Here is a 15,859-nt window from a genome sequence, read left to right as displayed (position 1 = left end):
GACGACGGCTCTTGTCACTGAGTGCCTGACCGATCGTTAAAGGTTGCGTCTCCGCCCGCGACAACCTTTCCGTGCCCATGGGGCACTTACCGCCACAAAGCTCGTTTCATTCCGCGTGCGTCACTTGCCCCCGCATGTCCAGGCGGCGGGAAAGCGCGTGATGTGAACGACCCGCGGTGAGGTTCAGAGGCCCCGACATGGAATGGCAGAAAGAGACTCCGCCAACGACGACTGCCGACACGACGCCGCCCCCCGGCGTCGCCGCAGACACCGCTGACGAAGCGCCGACGCGCCCTCGCGCGCTCGTGTGGATGCACTGGCTGACCGCGCTGTTCCTGGCCATCGCCGCCGCCCTGATCCTGACCCGCGATGAAGTGGATGGCCGCAGCCTGCGCATGTGGCTGCTGGAAGGGCACCGCCACTTCGGCCTGTTCGTGCTGCTGCTTTTTCTTGCCCGCGTCGCGTTCCGCTTCCGCGTGGGCAAGCTGCCCAGCGAAGGCAACGCCTCGGCCTTGATCCGGCTTGCGGCGGGCACGACGCATATGGCGCTGTATGTCCTGCTGCTGGCGCAGCCACTGCTGGGCTGGGCGCTCAGCAACGCCGAGGGCAAGCCGGTGCATTTCTTCGGCATCACGCTGCCCGCCCTGGTGGCCAGCGACGACGACCTCGCCGACAGCCTCACCGTGTGGCACCAGGACGTGGCCTGGGTGCTGCTCGCCTTGATCACGCTGCATATCGGCGCCGCGCTATGGCATCACTTCGTGCTGCGCGACCGCACGCTTCGCATGATGTTGCCGGGACGTCGCCGCCGATGAGTGCCGGAGTTTTCGCCAGCCGCACCCTATCGAGACAAGGAGTTCTTATGTCGTCCTCTCTGCCCCTGCGCCTGCGGCGCGCCGCCTATGCACCTTGGTTGCTGCTCGTTGCGCTGTTGATGTTCGCCAGCAACAGCGCGCATGCCATCCCCGCGTATGCGCGCCAGACCGGTTCGGCCTGCGCGGATTGCCATGCCGGCGCCTATGGTCCGGCGCTCACGCCCTACGGCATGCGCTTCAAGCTCAACGGTTATACCGATACCGATGGCCAGGGCACCAAGATCCCGCTGGCCGCGCAGATCACCGGTTCGCGCAACGTGCCCGAGCGCGGCGAGAGCACCACCCAGCTCAGCGAAGCGGACGTCTATCTGGCCGGCCGCATCAGCGATCACCTGGGCGGCTTCGTCAAGGTGGTGACGGAGAACATCGGCGACGATCACTACAACACCAAGCTGAGCAACCTGGACCTGCGTTTCGTGGCGAAGGACCTGAAGATCGCCGGCAAGGAAACCACCGTCGGCGTTGCCATCAACAACAGTCCGGGCTTCGATGACCCCATCGCCGCCCTGCCGTATGCATCGTCCCTGGGGCCGCCGGCCGTTTCTGGCACGTTGTTGAACCTGTCCAGTGCCCACACGTTGTACAACCGCGTGATCGGCGGCAGCGTGTACGCGCTCTACGACAACGACTGGTACGGCGAGATCGGCACCTACAACACCATGCCGACCTCGATGATCGACCATCTCGGCTACAACCCGGCCAGCGATCCGGGCCGTCTCAGCGACACCGGTTATTTCCGCTTTGCGTACATGAAGGACCTGAAGCGGCAGTTCTTCTCCGCCGGCGTGGTGGCGCTCACCACCAAGCGGCAGTTGCCGCGCAATGCGCCCAGCGACGACATCACGGATCTCGGTTACGACCTCACCTACCAATTCCTGGGCAATCGCGAACACATCGTGCAGGTGAGCTACGTCAACATCCTGGAGCAGCGCGATTACGGCAGCACGCCGGTGGTCGGCGGCATCGCGGCCAAATCGCAGGGCAATGCGCGTGACCAGACACTCAGCGTGACGTACACCTTCAAGCAGAGCTACGCGTTGCAGGTAGCGCACCTGATCAGCACCGGAAGCCAGGACCCCGTGCGCTATCCGCCATTCGGCAAGCCCGACAGCACGGCCAACATGATCAGCCTGTACTGGACGCCGTTCGGCAAGGACGACTCGTTCACCTCGCTGGCGAACTTGAAGATCGCCGGCACCTGGTACCGCTACACCCGCTTCAACGGCGCCAGCATGAACATCTTCGGCGCCCCGGTGGGTGCGCTGATCACCAATGCGAAAGACCTCGATGCATTCACCTTGAGCGCGAGTGTTGCGTTCTGACCGAACCAGGAGCCCCGAAGTGAGCAAGACACGATTTGGGAGAGCGGCGCACTGCGCCTTGATGACAGGACTGTTGTTCTACGGCGCCGGCACGTTGCCCGCGCTGGCCGGCGATGCGGACGCCGGCAAGGATGTCTTCAAGCAGGAATGCTCGGAGTGCCACAGTCCCCGTGAAGGCAAGAACAAGAAGGGACCGAGCCTGTTCGGCATCGTCGGGCGCAATGCGGGCAGCATCGGCGACTACAACTATTCCGACGCGCTCAAGAACGCCAAATGGGTGTGGACCGAAGACAAGCTGCACTGGTACCTGTCGCAGCCTGCAAAACAGGCCAACCCGGGCACCAAGATGAAGTATCCGGGCCTGGACAATGCCAAACAGCTCGACGACCTGATCAGCTACCTGCAATCGAACCATTGACGCCCTGTTGCATGTTCGCGTGTACACCATCCCTTGCCTGCTACTAACCTTGGACGGCGCCAACGCGGCTTACGCAAAGGACGGATGTTGCAGGTCGATTTCTTAGCCAGCGGTTGCCGGGCTCTTCTGCCCGCGGCGATACAGAAGCCGCGGCGCAGGGCCGTGGACGACTGACATGGCCTTCACGCGACAGCTTCGTCGTCGCATCGCGCTCGTGGTCATCGCCGCGGGCGCCGGGCTGCCATGGGCGGCACAGGCGCAATCGAGCACGGTCAACGGCACGGTGGCGCTCAGTTCGCAGCTGGTCGATCGCGGCCTGGCGATCACCCAGGACACCGCCGTGTTGCAAGGCGCCGTCTCGATTGCGCTGCCCTCGGGCTGGTCGTTCGGCGCCTCGGCCAGCGCCGAGCTGCGCGACGTCTCGCCGCCGGCCGAGGCCTTCGTGCAGGCCTCCCGCTACTGGCGGATCGCGCCGGACTGGCAATTCCAGGCCGGGCTCGTCTACTACGACTACCCCGGACGCGGCGGCGGCGCGTTCAATCGTACGGAAGGCAGCGTCAACTGGATCTACCGCGACGTGCTCACTCTCGGCGTATCGGCCATCTACCCCACGGGCAGCTCCAGCAACCGGCTGCGGGGGGCCGCCGACGTGGCCTTCCACTGGCCGCTGCCGTGGAATCTTTCGTTTTCCGCCGGCGCCGGCTATGCCCAGACCCAGGTGCCCTACTACCGCAGCTACGCCAACGGCCAGGGCGGCAGTTACGGCTATCACGGCGGCGACCGCGTAAACTCCTATGGCTACGGCCACCTGGGCCTGATCTGGGCCCACGGACCGTGGCACGTGGAGCTGGACCGGATGATCGTCGACCACGCCATGCGGGCGGAAAATCTGGCCGCTTCCCCCTGGGTGGCCACGATTTCGTTCGATTTCTAAGCCACGGCAACCATTTCGGCCTGATCGGGCACTTACGTAGCAATACCTGATGCGTGCGTCCTACCCATGAAAGATGCCGATATCGACGCTGACGAGACGGACCGCCTGCTGCTCCAACGCATGGCGGCGGGCGACCGCGCCGCGCTGACGACGCTGTACCGCAGCTACCACGGACGATTGTGCCGGTTCCTGTCGCGGCTGACGCGACGGGCCGACCTGATCGAGGAAGTCATCAACGACTGCTTCTGGGTGGTGTGGCAGAAGGCCGAGAGCTTCAAGGGCGAGTCGCGCGTGTCGACCTGGATCATCGGCATCGCCTACCGCTGCGGCCTCAAGGCGCTGCGCCAGCGTGGCGACGAGCCGGTGGACGACGAAGGACTGCCGGAAGACCGCCTGCCGTCCCACGACCCCGGCGAGGACCGCGAACTGCGCGACTGGCTGAGCAAGGGCATGGAACGGCTGTCGGCCGACCAGCGCGTGGTGGTGGAACTGGTCTACGGCGTGGGCCACACGCTGGACGACGTGGCCGCCATCATGCAATGCCCGGTGGGCACGGTGAAGGCGCGGCTGTTCCACGCGCGAGTGAAATTACGAAACGTACTTCCAGCCTTGGCTGGTGACCAGCTCACGCAGAAAGAGAGCGTGCCATGAAGTTGACGAAGGATACCGACAGGGATTGTGCCCAAGCCTGGGAAGCGATGCCGTGGGTGCTGCAGGACAGCGCCTCGCAGGAGCAGAGCGCCTGGCTTACCGATCACCTTGCCCGCTGCGAAGCCTGCCGCGAAGAGTTCGCGCAGCAGAGCCAGCTGCGGCTTGCACTCGCCCTGCCCACCGAGATCGAGCTCGATCCCGAGGTCGGCCTCAAGCGCCTGCTGGGTCGCATTGATGCGGCGGAAACGGAACAGACCACCAGCCATGCGCGCAGCGTGCGCAGCGGCACCTGGTTCACCCGCGCGCTGGTCGCCGCGGTACTGGTGCAGGCGCTCGGCATCGGCGTGCTCGGCGTGAAGCTGTGGTCCGAAGATGCGGCGCAGACCTACCGCACGCTCAGCGATCCGGCCCAGGCGGCCATGCCCGGCGCCATCCACGTGGTGCCGGATGCGAACATGAAACTGGCCGACTGGAACACGCTGCTGCATTCGCTGCAGTTGCAGGTGGTCGGCGGGCCGAACGACGTGGGTGCCTATACGGTGGTGCCGGCGCATGCGCCGGCCACGCAGGACACGCTGCAGCAGCTGCGTGCGACGCACGGCATCCGCCTCGCCGAACCGGCCACCACCAGCCCGTGAACACGTGTCCATGAAACCGGGTCTGTTGTTGCTACTGCTGGCCGTGACGGTGCTGAGTGCGTGCGCTCCTTCGCGGCCGGCATCGCAGCAAGGCACCACCGTCACGCCGTCGGCAACGTCGAGCGACCACGTGGCCGCCATGAACAGCGCCCGCGACATCGTGCTTGCCGTCGCCAACCCGCAGGAGCCGCCGCCCACGCATGCCGGTTCCAGCATGCTCGGCTATGCGCCGCCGACCAACTACGGCGCGGGACAGCGCGCCATCTCCATGCTCGCCAACATGCGCGAGCACTACGGCTGGCGTGAAGTCACCGGCTGGCCGATCAAGGCGCTGAGCCTCTACTGCATCGTGCTCGAACCGCCGGCCGGCATGAGCCGCGAGGATCTGCTCGCCGCCCTGGCCAAGGACGAACGCGTGGCGCTCGCCCAGCCGCTGCAGGATTACACCGTGTATTCCGCGCAGAACGCCGACGGCCCACACAAGTACAACGATCCGTACGCCGACCTGCAGCGCGGCTTCGTGGAAACCGATGCCGCGCTGGCGCACAACACCAGCCAGGGCGACGCGGTGCACATCGCCATCGTCGACACCGGCGTGGACACCGCGCACCCGGACCTGCAGGGCCGCATCCACGACGTCAGCAACGAAGTCGACGACGACCCACCCGCCTTCAACCGCGATCCGCACGGCACCGAAGTGGCCGGCATCATCGGCGCCATCGGCGACAACCACGTGGGCATCGTGGGCATCGCGCCCAAATCCATCCTCAGCATCTACAAGGCGTGCTGGTATCCCACCACGGTGGAAGCCGGCGCGCGCTGCAACTCTTTCACGCTGGCCAAGGCGATGGCGGCGATCCTCGATACCGATGCGCGGGTGATCAATCTAAGTCTCGGCGGCCCCGCCGATCCGTTGCTCAACAAACTGCTGATGCAGTTGCTCGAGCAGCGGCGCATCGTGGTGGCCGCGCTGCCGCCCGACGGCAGCACGCGAGGATTCCCCGATAGTGCGCCCGGCGTACTGGTGGTGCGGGTGAGCGGGGCCAAGCCTGCGCCGCCCGATGTGCTCAGCGCGCCGGGCAACGACATCCTCACCACCCAACCCGGCGGGGGCTACGACTTCACCTCCGGCTCGTCCATGGCTGCCGCTCACGTGAGCGGCATCGTTGCGTTGTTGCTTGCGCTGTCGCCGGAACTCGATGCGCACAGCATCCGCGAGCTGCTGCTGAGCACCAGCAAGACGGTGGGCGGCATGCGCCAGGTGGATGCCGCTGCGGCGGTCACCGCGCTGCGCAAGAACCTCGCCTCGACCCGGCGTTGACGGGCCGGCTCCCTTCCCCACCATCGCGGATCCCCACCGTGAAGCAAAACGCCGAAGCTCCCTCCCGCCTCCCCGACGTCGCCGTCCAGCCCCATCTTGGCGGTGCCCTGGATTGGGTCGGCATGGCGGGTATCGTCGCCCCCGTGCGCATCGATGCAGGGGACGGGACGACGCAAGCCGTGCATGCGCGCATCGATGCCTTCGTCAACCTGGTGCGCACGGACCGGCGCGGCATCCACATGTCGCGCCTGTACCTGCTGATCGACGAATACCTCGGCGCCACGCCGCTCAGCCCGTTCACGCTGGAGCGTCTGCTGCGCGCCTTCCTGCAGTCGCATCACGAGCTGGCCGACCGCGCGCGCATCCAGCTGCGCTTCGATCAGCTGGTGCGGCGCAAGGCGCTGCGCAGCGATCACCATGGCTGGCGCAACTATCCGGTGAACATCGAGGCCACGCTGGGCCACGACGGCTTCGCAGTGACACTGGCGACCGACATCGTCTATTCCTCCACCTGCCCCGCCTCCGCCGCGCTCGCGCGCCAGCTGATCCAGCAGCGCTTCGCCGAGGATTTCCCGCCGGCAGCGAGCGTGCCGCACGCCGAGGTGCTGGCCTGGCTGGGCAGCGAACAAGGCATCGTGGCCACGCCGCACGCGCAGCGCAGCATCGCCCACGTCTCGGCCCGGCTCGCCCACGATGCACCGCTGGATGTGATCGACCTGATCGACCGGGTGGAAGCCGCGCTGGGCACGCCGGTGCAGACGGCGGTGAAACGCGAGGACGAGCAGGCCTTCGCGCTCGCCAATGGCAGCAACCTGATGTTCTGCGAGGACGCCGCACGCCGCATCCAGCGCGCGCTCGATGCCGACGACCGCCTCGCCGATTTCCACGTGCGCCTGGAGCACCAGGAAAGCCTGCATGCGCACGATGCGGTGGCGTTTGCGAGCAAGCAGGGGCGCTAGCAGCAACACTTTCCACGACCGCCTTCACACCTTGTTGGCGAGCCTGGGTATCGACTTGAGCGGACGCCCTGCGACCCGGCATGGCCCCTGTGGAGACCCCTCGCATGTCCGAGCACGTCTACAAGTCCATCGAACTCACCGGCTCCTCCAAGACCAGCTGCGACGACGCCATCCGCACCGCCATCGCCCACGCGTCCAAGACCGTGCGCAATATCCGCTGGTTCCACGTCATCGAAACGCGCGGTCATGTGGATAACGGCAAAGTCGAGTACTGGCAGGTGACGCTGAAAGTCGGCTTCACCCTCGAATAACCCTCTCGTGGATCGTTGTGCGATGCGCCTGCTCATCGCGAGCAGGCATGTCGCGCTGTGCCACGATGCGAACTTTCCTGCTGGAGTCATTGCATGCATATCGATCTCAGCGGCCGCACGGCCATCGTCACCGGCTCCACCGCGGGCATCGGCCTGGCCATCGCCAGCGGCCTTGCCGGCACCGGCGCACAGGTGGTCGTCACGGGCCGCACCCAGGCGCGCGTGGACGAGGCCATCGCCTCGATCAAGAGCGCCGTGCCGAAAGCCAGGCTCACCGGCGTGGCAAGCGACCTGGGCAGCGCGGAAGGCGCACGCCAGCTGATTGCCCAGGTGCCGGACACGGACATCCTGATCAACAACCTCGGCATCTTCGAGCCCAAGCCGTTCTTCGAGATTCCCGACGACGACTGGATGCGCTTCTTCGAAGTGAATGTGTTGAGCGGCGTGCGCCTGTCGCGGCATTACGCCCAGGGCATGGCCAGGCGTGGCTGGGGTCGCATCCAGTTCGTGTCGAGCGAGTCGGGCCTGCAGATTCCCGCCGAAATGATCCACTACGGCACCACCAAGACGGCGCAGCTGGCGGTCTCGCGCGGCCTGGCCGAAGCGCTTGCCGGCACCGGCGTCACCGTGAATGCCATCCTGCCGGGGCCGACGCGCTCCGAAGGCGTCGGCGACTTCTTCGCCAAGATCGCCAAGGACCAGGGCATTTCGCAGGACCAGGTCGAGCGCGATTTCATCCAGACGCATCGCCCCTCGTCACTGCTCAAGCGTCTTGCCACGGTGGAGGAAGTGGCCAACCTGTCGGTCTATCTCGCTTCCGAACAAGCCTCGGCCACCAACGGCGCGGCCATGCGCGTGGATGGCGGCGTGGTGCGTTCGATCGCCTGAGCGGCGCGGCAGCGCCTGGCGTCAGGACAACAGCCACGCGACGCAGCGATCGATATCGCCGGCCGCGTGCCAGCCGTGCAGCGCGATGCGCAGATAGCCTTCGCGCGTGCTGGTGCTGATGCCGCGGGCTTCGGCGTTGCGCAGAAGTTCCGCGCAACGTTCCGCCGGCAGCGCGAACGACAACGTCGAACCGACCCGGCCCGCCTGCACCAGCGCATCGAGTCGACGCGCTTCGGCCGCCCACGCCGGATGCTTGGCCAGCGCCGCCAGCAATGCGCGTTGCAAACCGGTGATGTGCGATTGCAGCGCCGCCGCGCCGCCGCTTTCCACCAGCAGGCGGATGGACGACGCCAATGCCGCGCACGAGAGAATCGACGGACTGCCTGCTTCCAGTCGCCGTCCGTCGTCGGCCCACAACGCATCGCTGACGGTCTGCGTGCCGCCCTGCGAGAAGTGATCGGGTGCCGACAACCACGTGCCCAGCGGAATCAGCTGCTGGCGAAACGCGTGATCGGTCCACAGCAGGCCCTGACCCTGCAAGCCAAGCAAGCCTTTGTGTCCACCGGTGGCGAACGCACTCACGCCATCGAACGAGGTCGCCATCGTGCCCGCACCCTGGATGCCGTCGACGACGAGATGCACGCCTCGCTCGCGACAGCCACGCCCGAGCTTTTCCAGATCGAGACGAATGCCATCCTGGTAGCGCACCCACGACACCGCGATCACCCGCGTGCTCGGCGTGATCGCCGCCAGCAGACGTTGTTCGGGTTCGATCGAGGCATCGGGCACAGCGGCAGGCTGCGCGGCATGGCCGTCCCACAAGGCCACTTCCGTGCAACTCACGCCCTTGCTCGCCAGCGCCAGCCACGGCAGCCGGTTGCTGGGGAATTCGCCCACGGGAATAAGCACCTCGTCGCCGTGCTGCCAGGGATAACCCAGCGCCACGGCTTCCAGCCCACTCGACGTGCACGTCACCAGACTGATGTCCCGCGCATCGACGCCAAGCAAGGTGGCACCGACCTCGCGCAATGCGCGCTGCACGTCCAGGAAATCCTCGTTCCACTGCAGCTCCCACGGCCGCAGCTCGGTGCCCAGCAGCGCGCGCAACGCTTCGGCGGAAGCGCGCGGCAGCAGGCCATCCTTGCAGTGCGAGAGCCACAGCACTTCCGGCGGCAGGTCGAACAGATCGGGAGACAACAGGGGAGTGGCAACGGGCGGCACTGCGCGTATTCCATGCATCGGAAAGATGGCGACGCTAGCACAACGGATTACGCGCACGCCCCGGAGGAATTCGCGCGTTACGCATTCACACCGTCTGCACGAAAACGTCCGCGTGCTGTGTCCGCAGTCCGCGATGCTTGTCCGGACATCGTCCGCGGACACTGCATGCACGACGCAGCACTTTCCCGAAATGGCTCAACGGCGCGGCTTTTCAGCGAAATTCGAGGTTGGCACGGGCCTTGCCATATACCCAGTGAAAGCCACCCAACCCCGTCAAGGAGTACGACCATGAAATTCGAGAACCTGATGCTGCACAGCCTGTTCGCCGCCTGCCTGCTGGTTTGCGTGCTGACCCTGGGCGCCATGATCGCTGCCCCCGCCGTTTACACCAACGCCTCCGTGGCGAGCGCAGCGCCCGCCGCCGCAACGGCCCAGCCGGCCGGCTGAGGAAAAGAAGCTTGCACGCGCTCTTGATCGTCGCAGCATCTGTTGCCGCAACAGATGACGGCCCGCTCACCCGGCCGCCCTCACAAGACTAGCCCCGGGATCTCCCGGGGCTCGATGAAACTCCCTCTCGCCTGACTTCAGCGTCCGCCGGACGCGCGGCGAGTGAGCTCGGTCAGTCCGTGGCGTTCCATCAAGGTGTAGACCTGCTCCCACCACCAGCGGCGATCCGCCGGCTCGATGGTCGAGGATGGAACATGGGCCAGTTGTTCGAACGCCGCCCAGAGGTTTTCCTCGGGGGCATCGAGCATGGCCAGGCGGATCAACTCCGCATCGAGTTCGGCAAACCTGCTCGCCAGTTGTTCTCTGGAGTAACGCACGATCGTTGCACCGCTGCTTCGATTCGCGCACCGTGGCACCGTCGCCTTTCTCCTTCATTTCATGTGGCAGGCGTCGCCCTGCAGCCTTCGCGCTTGACGCTGATTTCACCCGTGAAAGAGGACTCTTTTGCCCTCTGTGGGAGCGCACTGGTGCGCGACAGCCGGATCGCGGCGCGAGCTGCCAACTTTCTGTCGCGCACCAGTGCGCTCCCACAAAAACACGTGCCAGCCGCGTCGAATTTTTTGCAGCCGACAACCCGCCCGGCGTTGGCTGTGCGACGCACGCCATCCAAACGGAACACCAGCCACAGGGACATTCGCGCAGGGGAGATCAACGTGTCTTCGCGTTGTCGTGCGCGTCTGCTTTGCTGGTTCCCGCTCGAACGCTTCAACCCACACGCTGGCGTCACCGGCGCCAGGCTCCCGTCCCGCGCAACACAACCAACAGGTGAAAGCACATGGGCAGCAGCATGATCACCACCAAAGATGGCGTCGAGATCTACTACAAGGACTGGGGCAAGGGCCAGCCCATCGTGTTCAGCCATGGCTGGCCGCTGTCCGCCGACGACTGGGATGTGCAGATGCTGTTCTTCCTCGCCCAGGGCTATCGCGTGATCGCGCATGATCGTCGTGGCCATGGCCGCTCCACCCAGACCGAAGACGGCAACGACATGGAACACTATGCCGACGACCTGGCCGCGCTCACCGAGAAACTCGACCTGCACGATGCCATCCACGTCGGCCATTCCACCGGCGGCGGCGAAGTGGTGCGCTACGTGGCCAAGCACGGCTTGAAGCGCACGGCCAGGATCGTGCTGATCAGCGCGGTACCGCCGGTCATGGTGAAGAGCAAGCAGAACCCCGAGGGAACGCCGCTGGAAGTCTTCGACGGCTTCCGTGCCGCGCTCGCGGCCAACCGTGCGCAGTTCTACATCGACGTCGCCTCGGGTCCGTTCTACGGATACAACCGGCCTGGCGCCAAGCCCTCCCAGGGCATCATCGACAATTGGTGGCGCCAGGGCATGATGGGCGGCACCAAGGCCCATTACGACTGCATCAAGGCGTTCTCCGAAACGGATTTCACCGACGACCTGAAGAAGATCGACAAGCCCGCCCTGGTGTTGCATGGCGACGACGACCAGGTGGTGCCGTACAAGGATGCCGGCGTGCTGTCGGCGAAACTGCTGAAGAACGCGACGCTGAAGATCTATCCCGGTTTCCCTCATGGCGCCCCGACCACGCACCACGAGGCGATCAACCAGGACATGCTGGCGTTCTTCAAGAGCTGATCCTCCGGGCAGCCCCTGCGCTCGCTCCGGGGGCTGCTTCCCGGGCGCACCGGCAGCCTGCCGGTGCCGGTGTCCGATGCTTCGGCCACACGCCCTCCTCACGCCGTTCACATCGCCATCGATATACCGATGGCGTTGCCGTGGTGCGTGCTTTCCACCGCGCTGGTCGACCGCCCCCGCTGCCAGCGCGCCCTCTGCACGGCCTGTGACCGGAGCCACGGTGACTCGACAAGGATCGTCCGATAGTCTGGCGCACGATTCCCGGGAGACAGATGGCAGTGCCGGCTCCACGCTCACACGATGAAGAACGACGGCTCGAACGCCTGCTCTCGCTCGGCGTGCTCGACACCGAGGCCGAACCGTTGTTCGACGCACTTACCAAGGCCGCCTCGTTGCTCACCGGTGCGCCGATCGCGCTGATGACCCTGGTCGACGATCGGCGCCAATGGTTCAAGTCCAACGTGGGCCTGGATGGCCCCACGGAAACCTCGCGCGACGTGGCGTTCTGCTCGTACACCATTCTCGACGACCGCCCCTTCGTGGTGCCGGACGCATTGATGGACCCGCGCTTCGCCAACAACCCGCTGGTCACCGACGCCCCGCGTATCCGCTTCTACGCCGGTGCACCGATCACGCTCAGCGACGGCCTGCGCATGGGTGCGCTGTGCGTCATCGATCGCCAGCCCCGGCAGCTGCCGGACGAACACGCCGCCATTCTCCGCCAGCTGGCGCGCGCCGCCGCCGAGGCCCTGGAACAGCGCAAGGCGGCGCTGGAACGCGGCGAATCGCTGCACCGCGAAGCCTTGCTGCACCGCCTGCTGATGGACGACCGCACGCGCCTCGCCGCGATCCTCGACGCCTCGCAGGCCGGCACCTGGGAATGGAACGTGCAGACCGGCGAAATGCGTTTCAACGAACAATGGGCCAGCATCCTCGGCTACGCGCTGGAAGATCTCGACCTGCTTTCATCGAGCGTATGGCGCGACATCCGCGAAGACGAAGGCGGCATCATCCAGGGCGCCCAGCGCCGCCTGACCCATCCCGACGACCTGCCGCAGATGGACGAACGCCTGCAGGAACACCTGCGCGGCGAACGCCCGCTGTTCGAGAGCGAGGCGCGTCTGCGGCACAAGGACGGGCACTGGCTGTGGGGCCTGCTGCGCGGCCGTGTGATCAGCCGCACCGACGACGGCCAGCCGCTGTGGATCTACGGCACCATGGTGGACGTGTCCGAGCGCAAGCGGATGGAGCGCCGCCTGCACGAAAGCGAGGCCTTCCTCGATCGCTCCGGCCGCGTGGCCGGCGTGGGCGGCTGGCAGTTGGACTTGGTCACCAACCAGCTCACCTGGTCCGACCAGACCTGCGCCATCCACGATCTGCCGGCAGGCCACCACCCCACGCTGAGCGAAGCGGTGCACTACTACGCCCCCGAAGCGCGCGAGCAGATCCAGCAAGCGGTGACCAAGGGCATCGAGGACGGCAAGGGCTGGGATCTCGAACTGCCGATGATCACCGCCAAGGGTCGCCACATCTGGGTGCGCGCCGCCGGCGCGGTCGAATTCGATCACGGCAAACCCTGCCTGCTGATCGGCGCGATCCAGGACATCACCGCGCGCAAGCAGGCGGTGGAATCGGTGCAGCGCAGCGAGCATCGCTTCCGCAAGCTATTCGAGGAAAGCCTGGGATTGATCTGCACCCACGATCTCAACGGCACCATCCTTTCGGTCAATCCCGCGGCGGCGCAATCGCTGGGCTATTCGATGGGCGAGCTGCTCGGCCGCCCATTCAAGGAGCTGATGGAACCGGCGCTGCATGGCATGTTCGACGAGTATCTCCATCGCGTCACCACACGGGGCGTGGCGCACGGCCTGTTGCAGATCAAGGCCAAGGACGGACGCAGCCTGGCCTGGCAGTACCACAACTCGCTGGACATCGAGAACGACGAACCCTACGTGCTTGGCCACGCACTCGACGTCACCGAGCGCATGCGCCACGAAAGCCAGCTGCGCGAATGGAGCGTGCGCGATTCGCTCACCGGCCTGTTCAATCGCCGCTACCTGAGCCAGATCGCCGACAAGCTCGAGCGCGACGAACGCTGGGGTTGCATCATGATCGACCTGGAAAACTTCAAGTCGGTCAACGATACCCATGGTCATCAGCGGGGCGACGAAGTACTGGTGGCGATGGGCCACTTCCTCACCATGCATGTGCGCCCGAACGACATCGTGATCCGCTCCGGCGGCGACGAGTTCGTGATCCTGCTGCCCAACGCGGGCGAACAGGAAACCGCGGCGATCATCCGCCGTCTGGAGGCTGCGCGTGCAAGCGCCCCCATCCGCTTCACCATGGGCCACGCCATCCGCTTGCGCGACACGCCGCTCGATGCCGCATTGGCCAGCGCGGACAACCAGCTCTACCGCGTGCGGCGGGAGCGCGGCTACCAGGGGCGCTGAATCGCGGCAGCGCCCTCGCCTTTCGCTCAGCGAAACAGATTGGTCTTGGCCAACTCGATCAGTTCGTCGCCGCGTCCGTTGATGACGGTGCGCAATGCCCACAATCCGAAACCCTTGACCTGTTCCAGCGTGATATTGGGCGGCACCGCCAGTTCCTGCGTATTGGTCACCACGTCGAGCAAGGCCGGGCCGTCATGAGCGAGGATGTCCTTGATGGCGGCAGCGAGATCCGCCGGATCTTCCACCCGAATCGCATGCACCCCCACCGCACGCGCCATGGCGGCGAAATCCGGATTCACCAGCGAGGTGCCGGTTTCCAGAAAACCGCCCGCCTTCATTTCCAGCGCCACGAAACCCAGCGTGTGGTTGTTGAACACCACCACCTTCACCGGCAGCTTGTGCTGCACCAGGGTGAGGAAGTCACCCATCAACATGGTGAAGCCGCCGTCGCCGGAGAGACTGATGATCTGCCGATTCGGATAGGCGGCCTGCGCACCGATCGCCTGCGGCATCGCGTTCGCCATCGAGCCATGCACCAGCGAACCGACCAGCCGGCGTTTGCCGTTCATGCGCAGGTAGCGCGCGGCCCATATCGACGGCGTGCCCACATCGAAGGTGAAGACGGCATCGTCCGACGCCGCTTCGCTCACCAGCCTGGCCAGGTACTGGGGATGGATCGGCTTGCGGCCCGGCTGTCCGGTCGCCAGTTCGTCCAGTCCCTCGCGTGCCTTGCGGTAATGCGCAACGCAGGTATCGAGATAGCTCGTGTCCTGCTTCGGCTTCAATGACGGCAGCAACGCCTCGATGGTGGCGGCCACATCGCCCACCATGCCCAGGTCCAGGCGCGCGTGGCGGCCCAGGCTGTCGGCGCGCAGATCCACCTGCGCGATCTTCGCCTCGGTGGGATAGAACTGCCGATACGGAAAGCCGGTGCCGAGCATCAGCAGGGTGTCGCAGTTCAACATCGCGTGATAGCCGGAACTGAAACCGATCAGGCCGGTCATGCCGACGTCGTACGGGTTGTCGTATTCCAGGTATTCCTTGCCGCCGAAGGCGTGCACGATCGGCGCCTGCAACGTCCCGGCCAGCTTCACCACCGCATCGTGCGCACCGGCGCAGCCACGGCCGCATAACAAGGTGACCTTCCTGCCATCGTTGAGCAGTTGCGCCAGCGCCACGATGTCCTCGTCCGCAGGACGCACCACCGGCGCGCGAAGTGCGATCGAACCACCGGCCGACGGCTTAGCCTCCAACTCGAGCAGAGCCACATCGCCGGGGATGACCACCACCGCCACCCCGCGCAGGCCGATCGCCGCGCGCATGGCGCTTTCGAGCACGGCCGGCAATTGTTCGGGCGTGGAGACCAGTTCGCAGTAATGGCTGCACTCGCGGAACAGCGATTCCGGATGCGTCTCCTGGAAATAACCGCGACCGATTTCCGCGCTGGGAATCTGCGCCGCAATCGCCAGCACCGGCACGCGCGAGCGGTGGCAATCGAACAGTCCATTGATGAGATGCAGGTTGCCGGGACCGCAGCTTCCTGCGCACACCGCCAGCTCCCCCGTCAGATGCGCCTCGGCCCCGGCAGCGAACGCCGCAGCCTCCTCGTGGCGCATATGAATCCAGTCGATGTCGCCACGCTCGCGCAACGACTCGGTGATGCCATTGAGGCTGTCCCCCACCACGCCGTAGATCCGGCGCACGCCCGCCACATGCAGCGTTTCCGTAACGACATCAGCCACTTTCGTATGTGCC

General features: G+C 65.8%; 16 protein-coding genes. 13 read left to right on the top strand and 3 right to left on the bottom strand.

Annotated elements, in window-relative coordinates; genetic code table 11:
* Positions 1-197: 197 nt before the first annotated feature.
* The 10 genes from ISP20_RS01725 to ISP20_RS01680 all read left to right on the top strand — a co-directional run bounded on the left by ISP20_RS01725 (position 198) and on the right by ISP20_RS01680 (position 8,317).
* A complete protein-coding gene (locus ISP20_RS01725) occupies positions 198-815 on the top strand; it encodes a cytochrome b (RefSeq protein ID WP_204634328.1) in 618 nt (205 codons plus the stop codon).
* A gap of 47 nt (positions 816-862) precedes the next feature.
* The gene (locus ISP20_RS01720; protein WP_204634327.1) at positions 863-2,197 is read left to right on the top strand and encodes a cytochrome C; all 1,335 of its coding nucleotides are present in this window, start codon (positions 863-865) and stop codon (positions 2,195-2,197) included.
* A gap of 61 nt (positions 2,198-2,258) precedes the next feature.
* Positions 2,259-2,615 carry a c-type cytochrome gene (locus tag ISP20_RS01715; RefSeq protein WP_204634604.1) on the top strand — a complete coding sequence of 119 codons (357 nt, stop codon included), beginning with the start codon at positions 2,259-2,261 and terminating at the stop codon, positions 2,613-2,615.
* 175 nt (positions 2,616-2,790) lie between these two features.
* Entirely contained in the window at positions 2,791-3,549 is a 759-nt protein-coding gene (locus ISP20_RS01710; protein WP_204634326.1) for a TorF family putative porin, read from the top strand.
* Positions 3,550-3,615: 66 nt separating this feature from the next.
* Positions 3,616-4,200 (top strand): RNA polymerase sigma factor, encoded by a 585-nt coding sequence (locus tag ISP20_RS01705; RefSeq protein ID WP_204634325.1) that lies wholly within the window; start codon positions 3,616-3,618, stop codon positions 4,198-4,200.
* Positions 4,197-4,838 (top strand): anti-sigma factor, encoded by a 642-nt coding sequence (locus ISP20_RS01700; protein WP_204634324.1) that lies wholly within the window; start codon positions 4,197-4,199, stop codon positions 4,836-4,838. The genes ISP20_RS01705 and ISP20_RS01700 overlap by 4 nt, the downstream gene beginning before the upstream one ends.
* A gap of 10 nt (positions 4,839-4,848) precedes the next feature.
* Positions 4,849-6,159, top strand: coding sequence for a S8 family serine peptidase (locus ISP20_RS01695; RefSeq protein WP_204634323.1), 1,311 nt, complete (start codon positions 4,849-4,851; stop codon positions 6,157-6,159).
* A 38-nt stretch (positions 6,160-6,197) separates the two neighbouring features.
* A complete protein-coding gene (gene folE2, locus ISP20_RS01690; RefSeq protein ID WP_204634322.1) occupies positions 6,198-7,118 on the top strand; it encodes a GTP cyclohydrolase FolE2 in 921 nt (306 codons plus the stop codon).
* A 104-nt stretch (positions 7,119-7,222) separates the two neighbouring features.
* Complete coding sequence (locus ISP20_RS01685; protein ID WP_204634321.1) at positions 7,223-7,429, top strand: dodecin; 207 nt, start codon at positions 7,223-7,225, stop codon at positions 7,427-7,429.
* 93 nt (positions 7,430-7,522) lie between these two features.
* Positions 7,523-8,317 (top strand): SDR family NAD(P)-dependent oxidoreductase, encoded by a 795-nt coding sequence (locus ISP20_RS01680; RefSeq protein WP_204634320.1) that lies wholly within the window; start codon positions 7,523-7,525, stop codon positions 8,315-8,317.
* Between the two features lie 21 nt (positions 8,318-8,338).
* On the opposite strand, the gene ISP20_RS01675 is transcribed toward ISP20_RS01680, so the two are convergent.
* Positions 8,339-9,538 (bottom strand): aminotransferase class V-fold PLP-dependent enzyme, encoded by a 1,200-nt coding sequence (locus tag ISP20_RS01675; protein WP_204634319.1) that lies wholly within the window; start codon positions 9,536-9,538, stop codon positions 8,339-8,341.
* A 288-nt stretch (positions 9,539-9,826) separates the two neighbouring features.
* On the opposite strand from ISP20_RS01675, the gene ISP20_RS01670 reads away from it, so the two are divergent.
* Positions 9,827-9,985, top strand: a complete 159-nt coding sequence (locus ISP20_RS01670; protein WP_204634318.1) for a hypothetical protein — start codon at positions 9,827-9,829, stop codon at positions 9,983-9,985.
* Positions 9,986-10,122: 137 nt separating this feature from the next.
* Here ISP20_RS01670 and ISP20_RS01665 read toward each other — a convergent pair whose 3' ends face one another.
* A complete protein-coding gene (locus tag ISP20_RS01665) occupies positions 10,123-10,362 on the bottom strand; it encodes a hypothetical protein (protein ID WP_204634317.1) in 240 nt (79 codons plus the stop codon).
* Positions 10,363-10,832: 470 nt separating this feature from the next.
* On the opposite strand from ISP20_RS01665, the gene ISP20_RS01660 reads away from it, so the two are divergent.
* Together ISP20_RS01660 and ISP20_RS01655 are read left to right on the top strand one after the other, a co-directional pair.
* Positions 10,833-11,651: an alpha/beta fold hydrolase gene (locus ISP20_RS01660; RefSeq protein WP_338030953.1), complete on the top strand. Its 819-nt coding sequence runs from the start codon at positions 10,833-10,835 to the stop codon at positions 11,649-11,651.
* Positions 11,652-11,923: 272 nt separating this feature from the next.
* The gene (locus ISP20_RS01655; RefSeq protein ID WP_204634315.1) at positions 11,924-14,104 is read left to right on the top strand and encodes a PAS domain S-box protein; all 2,181 of its coding nucleotides are present in this window, start codon (positions 11,924-11,926) and stop codon (positions 14,102-14,104) included.
* A 26-nt stretch (positions 14,105-14,130) separates the two neighbouring features.
* Here the strand turns inward: ISP20_RS01655 and poxB are convergent, their stop codons facing one another.
* Entirely contained in the window at positions 14,131-15,846 is a 1,716-nt protein-coding gene (gene poxB, locus ISP20_RS01650) for a ubiquinone-dependent pyruvate dehydrogenase (RefSeq protein ID WP_425490762.1), read from the bottom strand.
* Positions 15,847-15,859 lie beyond the last annotated feature (13 nt).

This window comes from Dyella kyungheensis (assembly GCF_016905005.1).
Lineage (GTDB): Bacteria > Pseudomonadota > Gammaproteobacteria > Xanthomonadales > Rhodanobacteraceae > Dyella > Dyella kyungheensis.
Note: the sequence above shows the minus strand (reverse complement) of the source record. Positions and strands in the feature narration are given on the sequence as shown.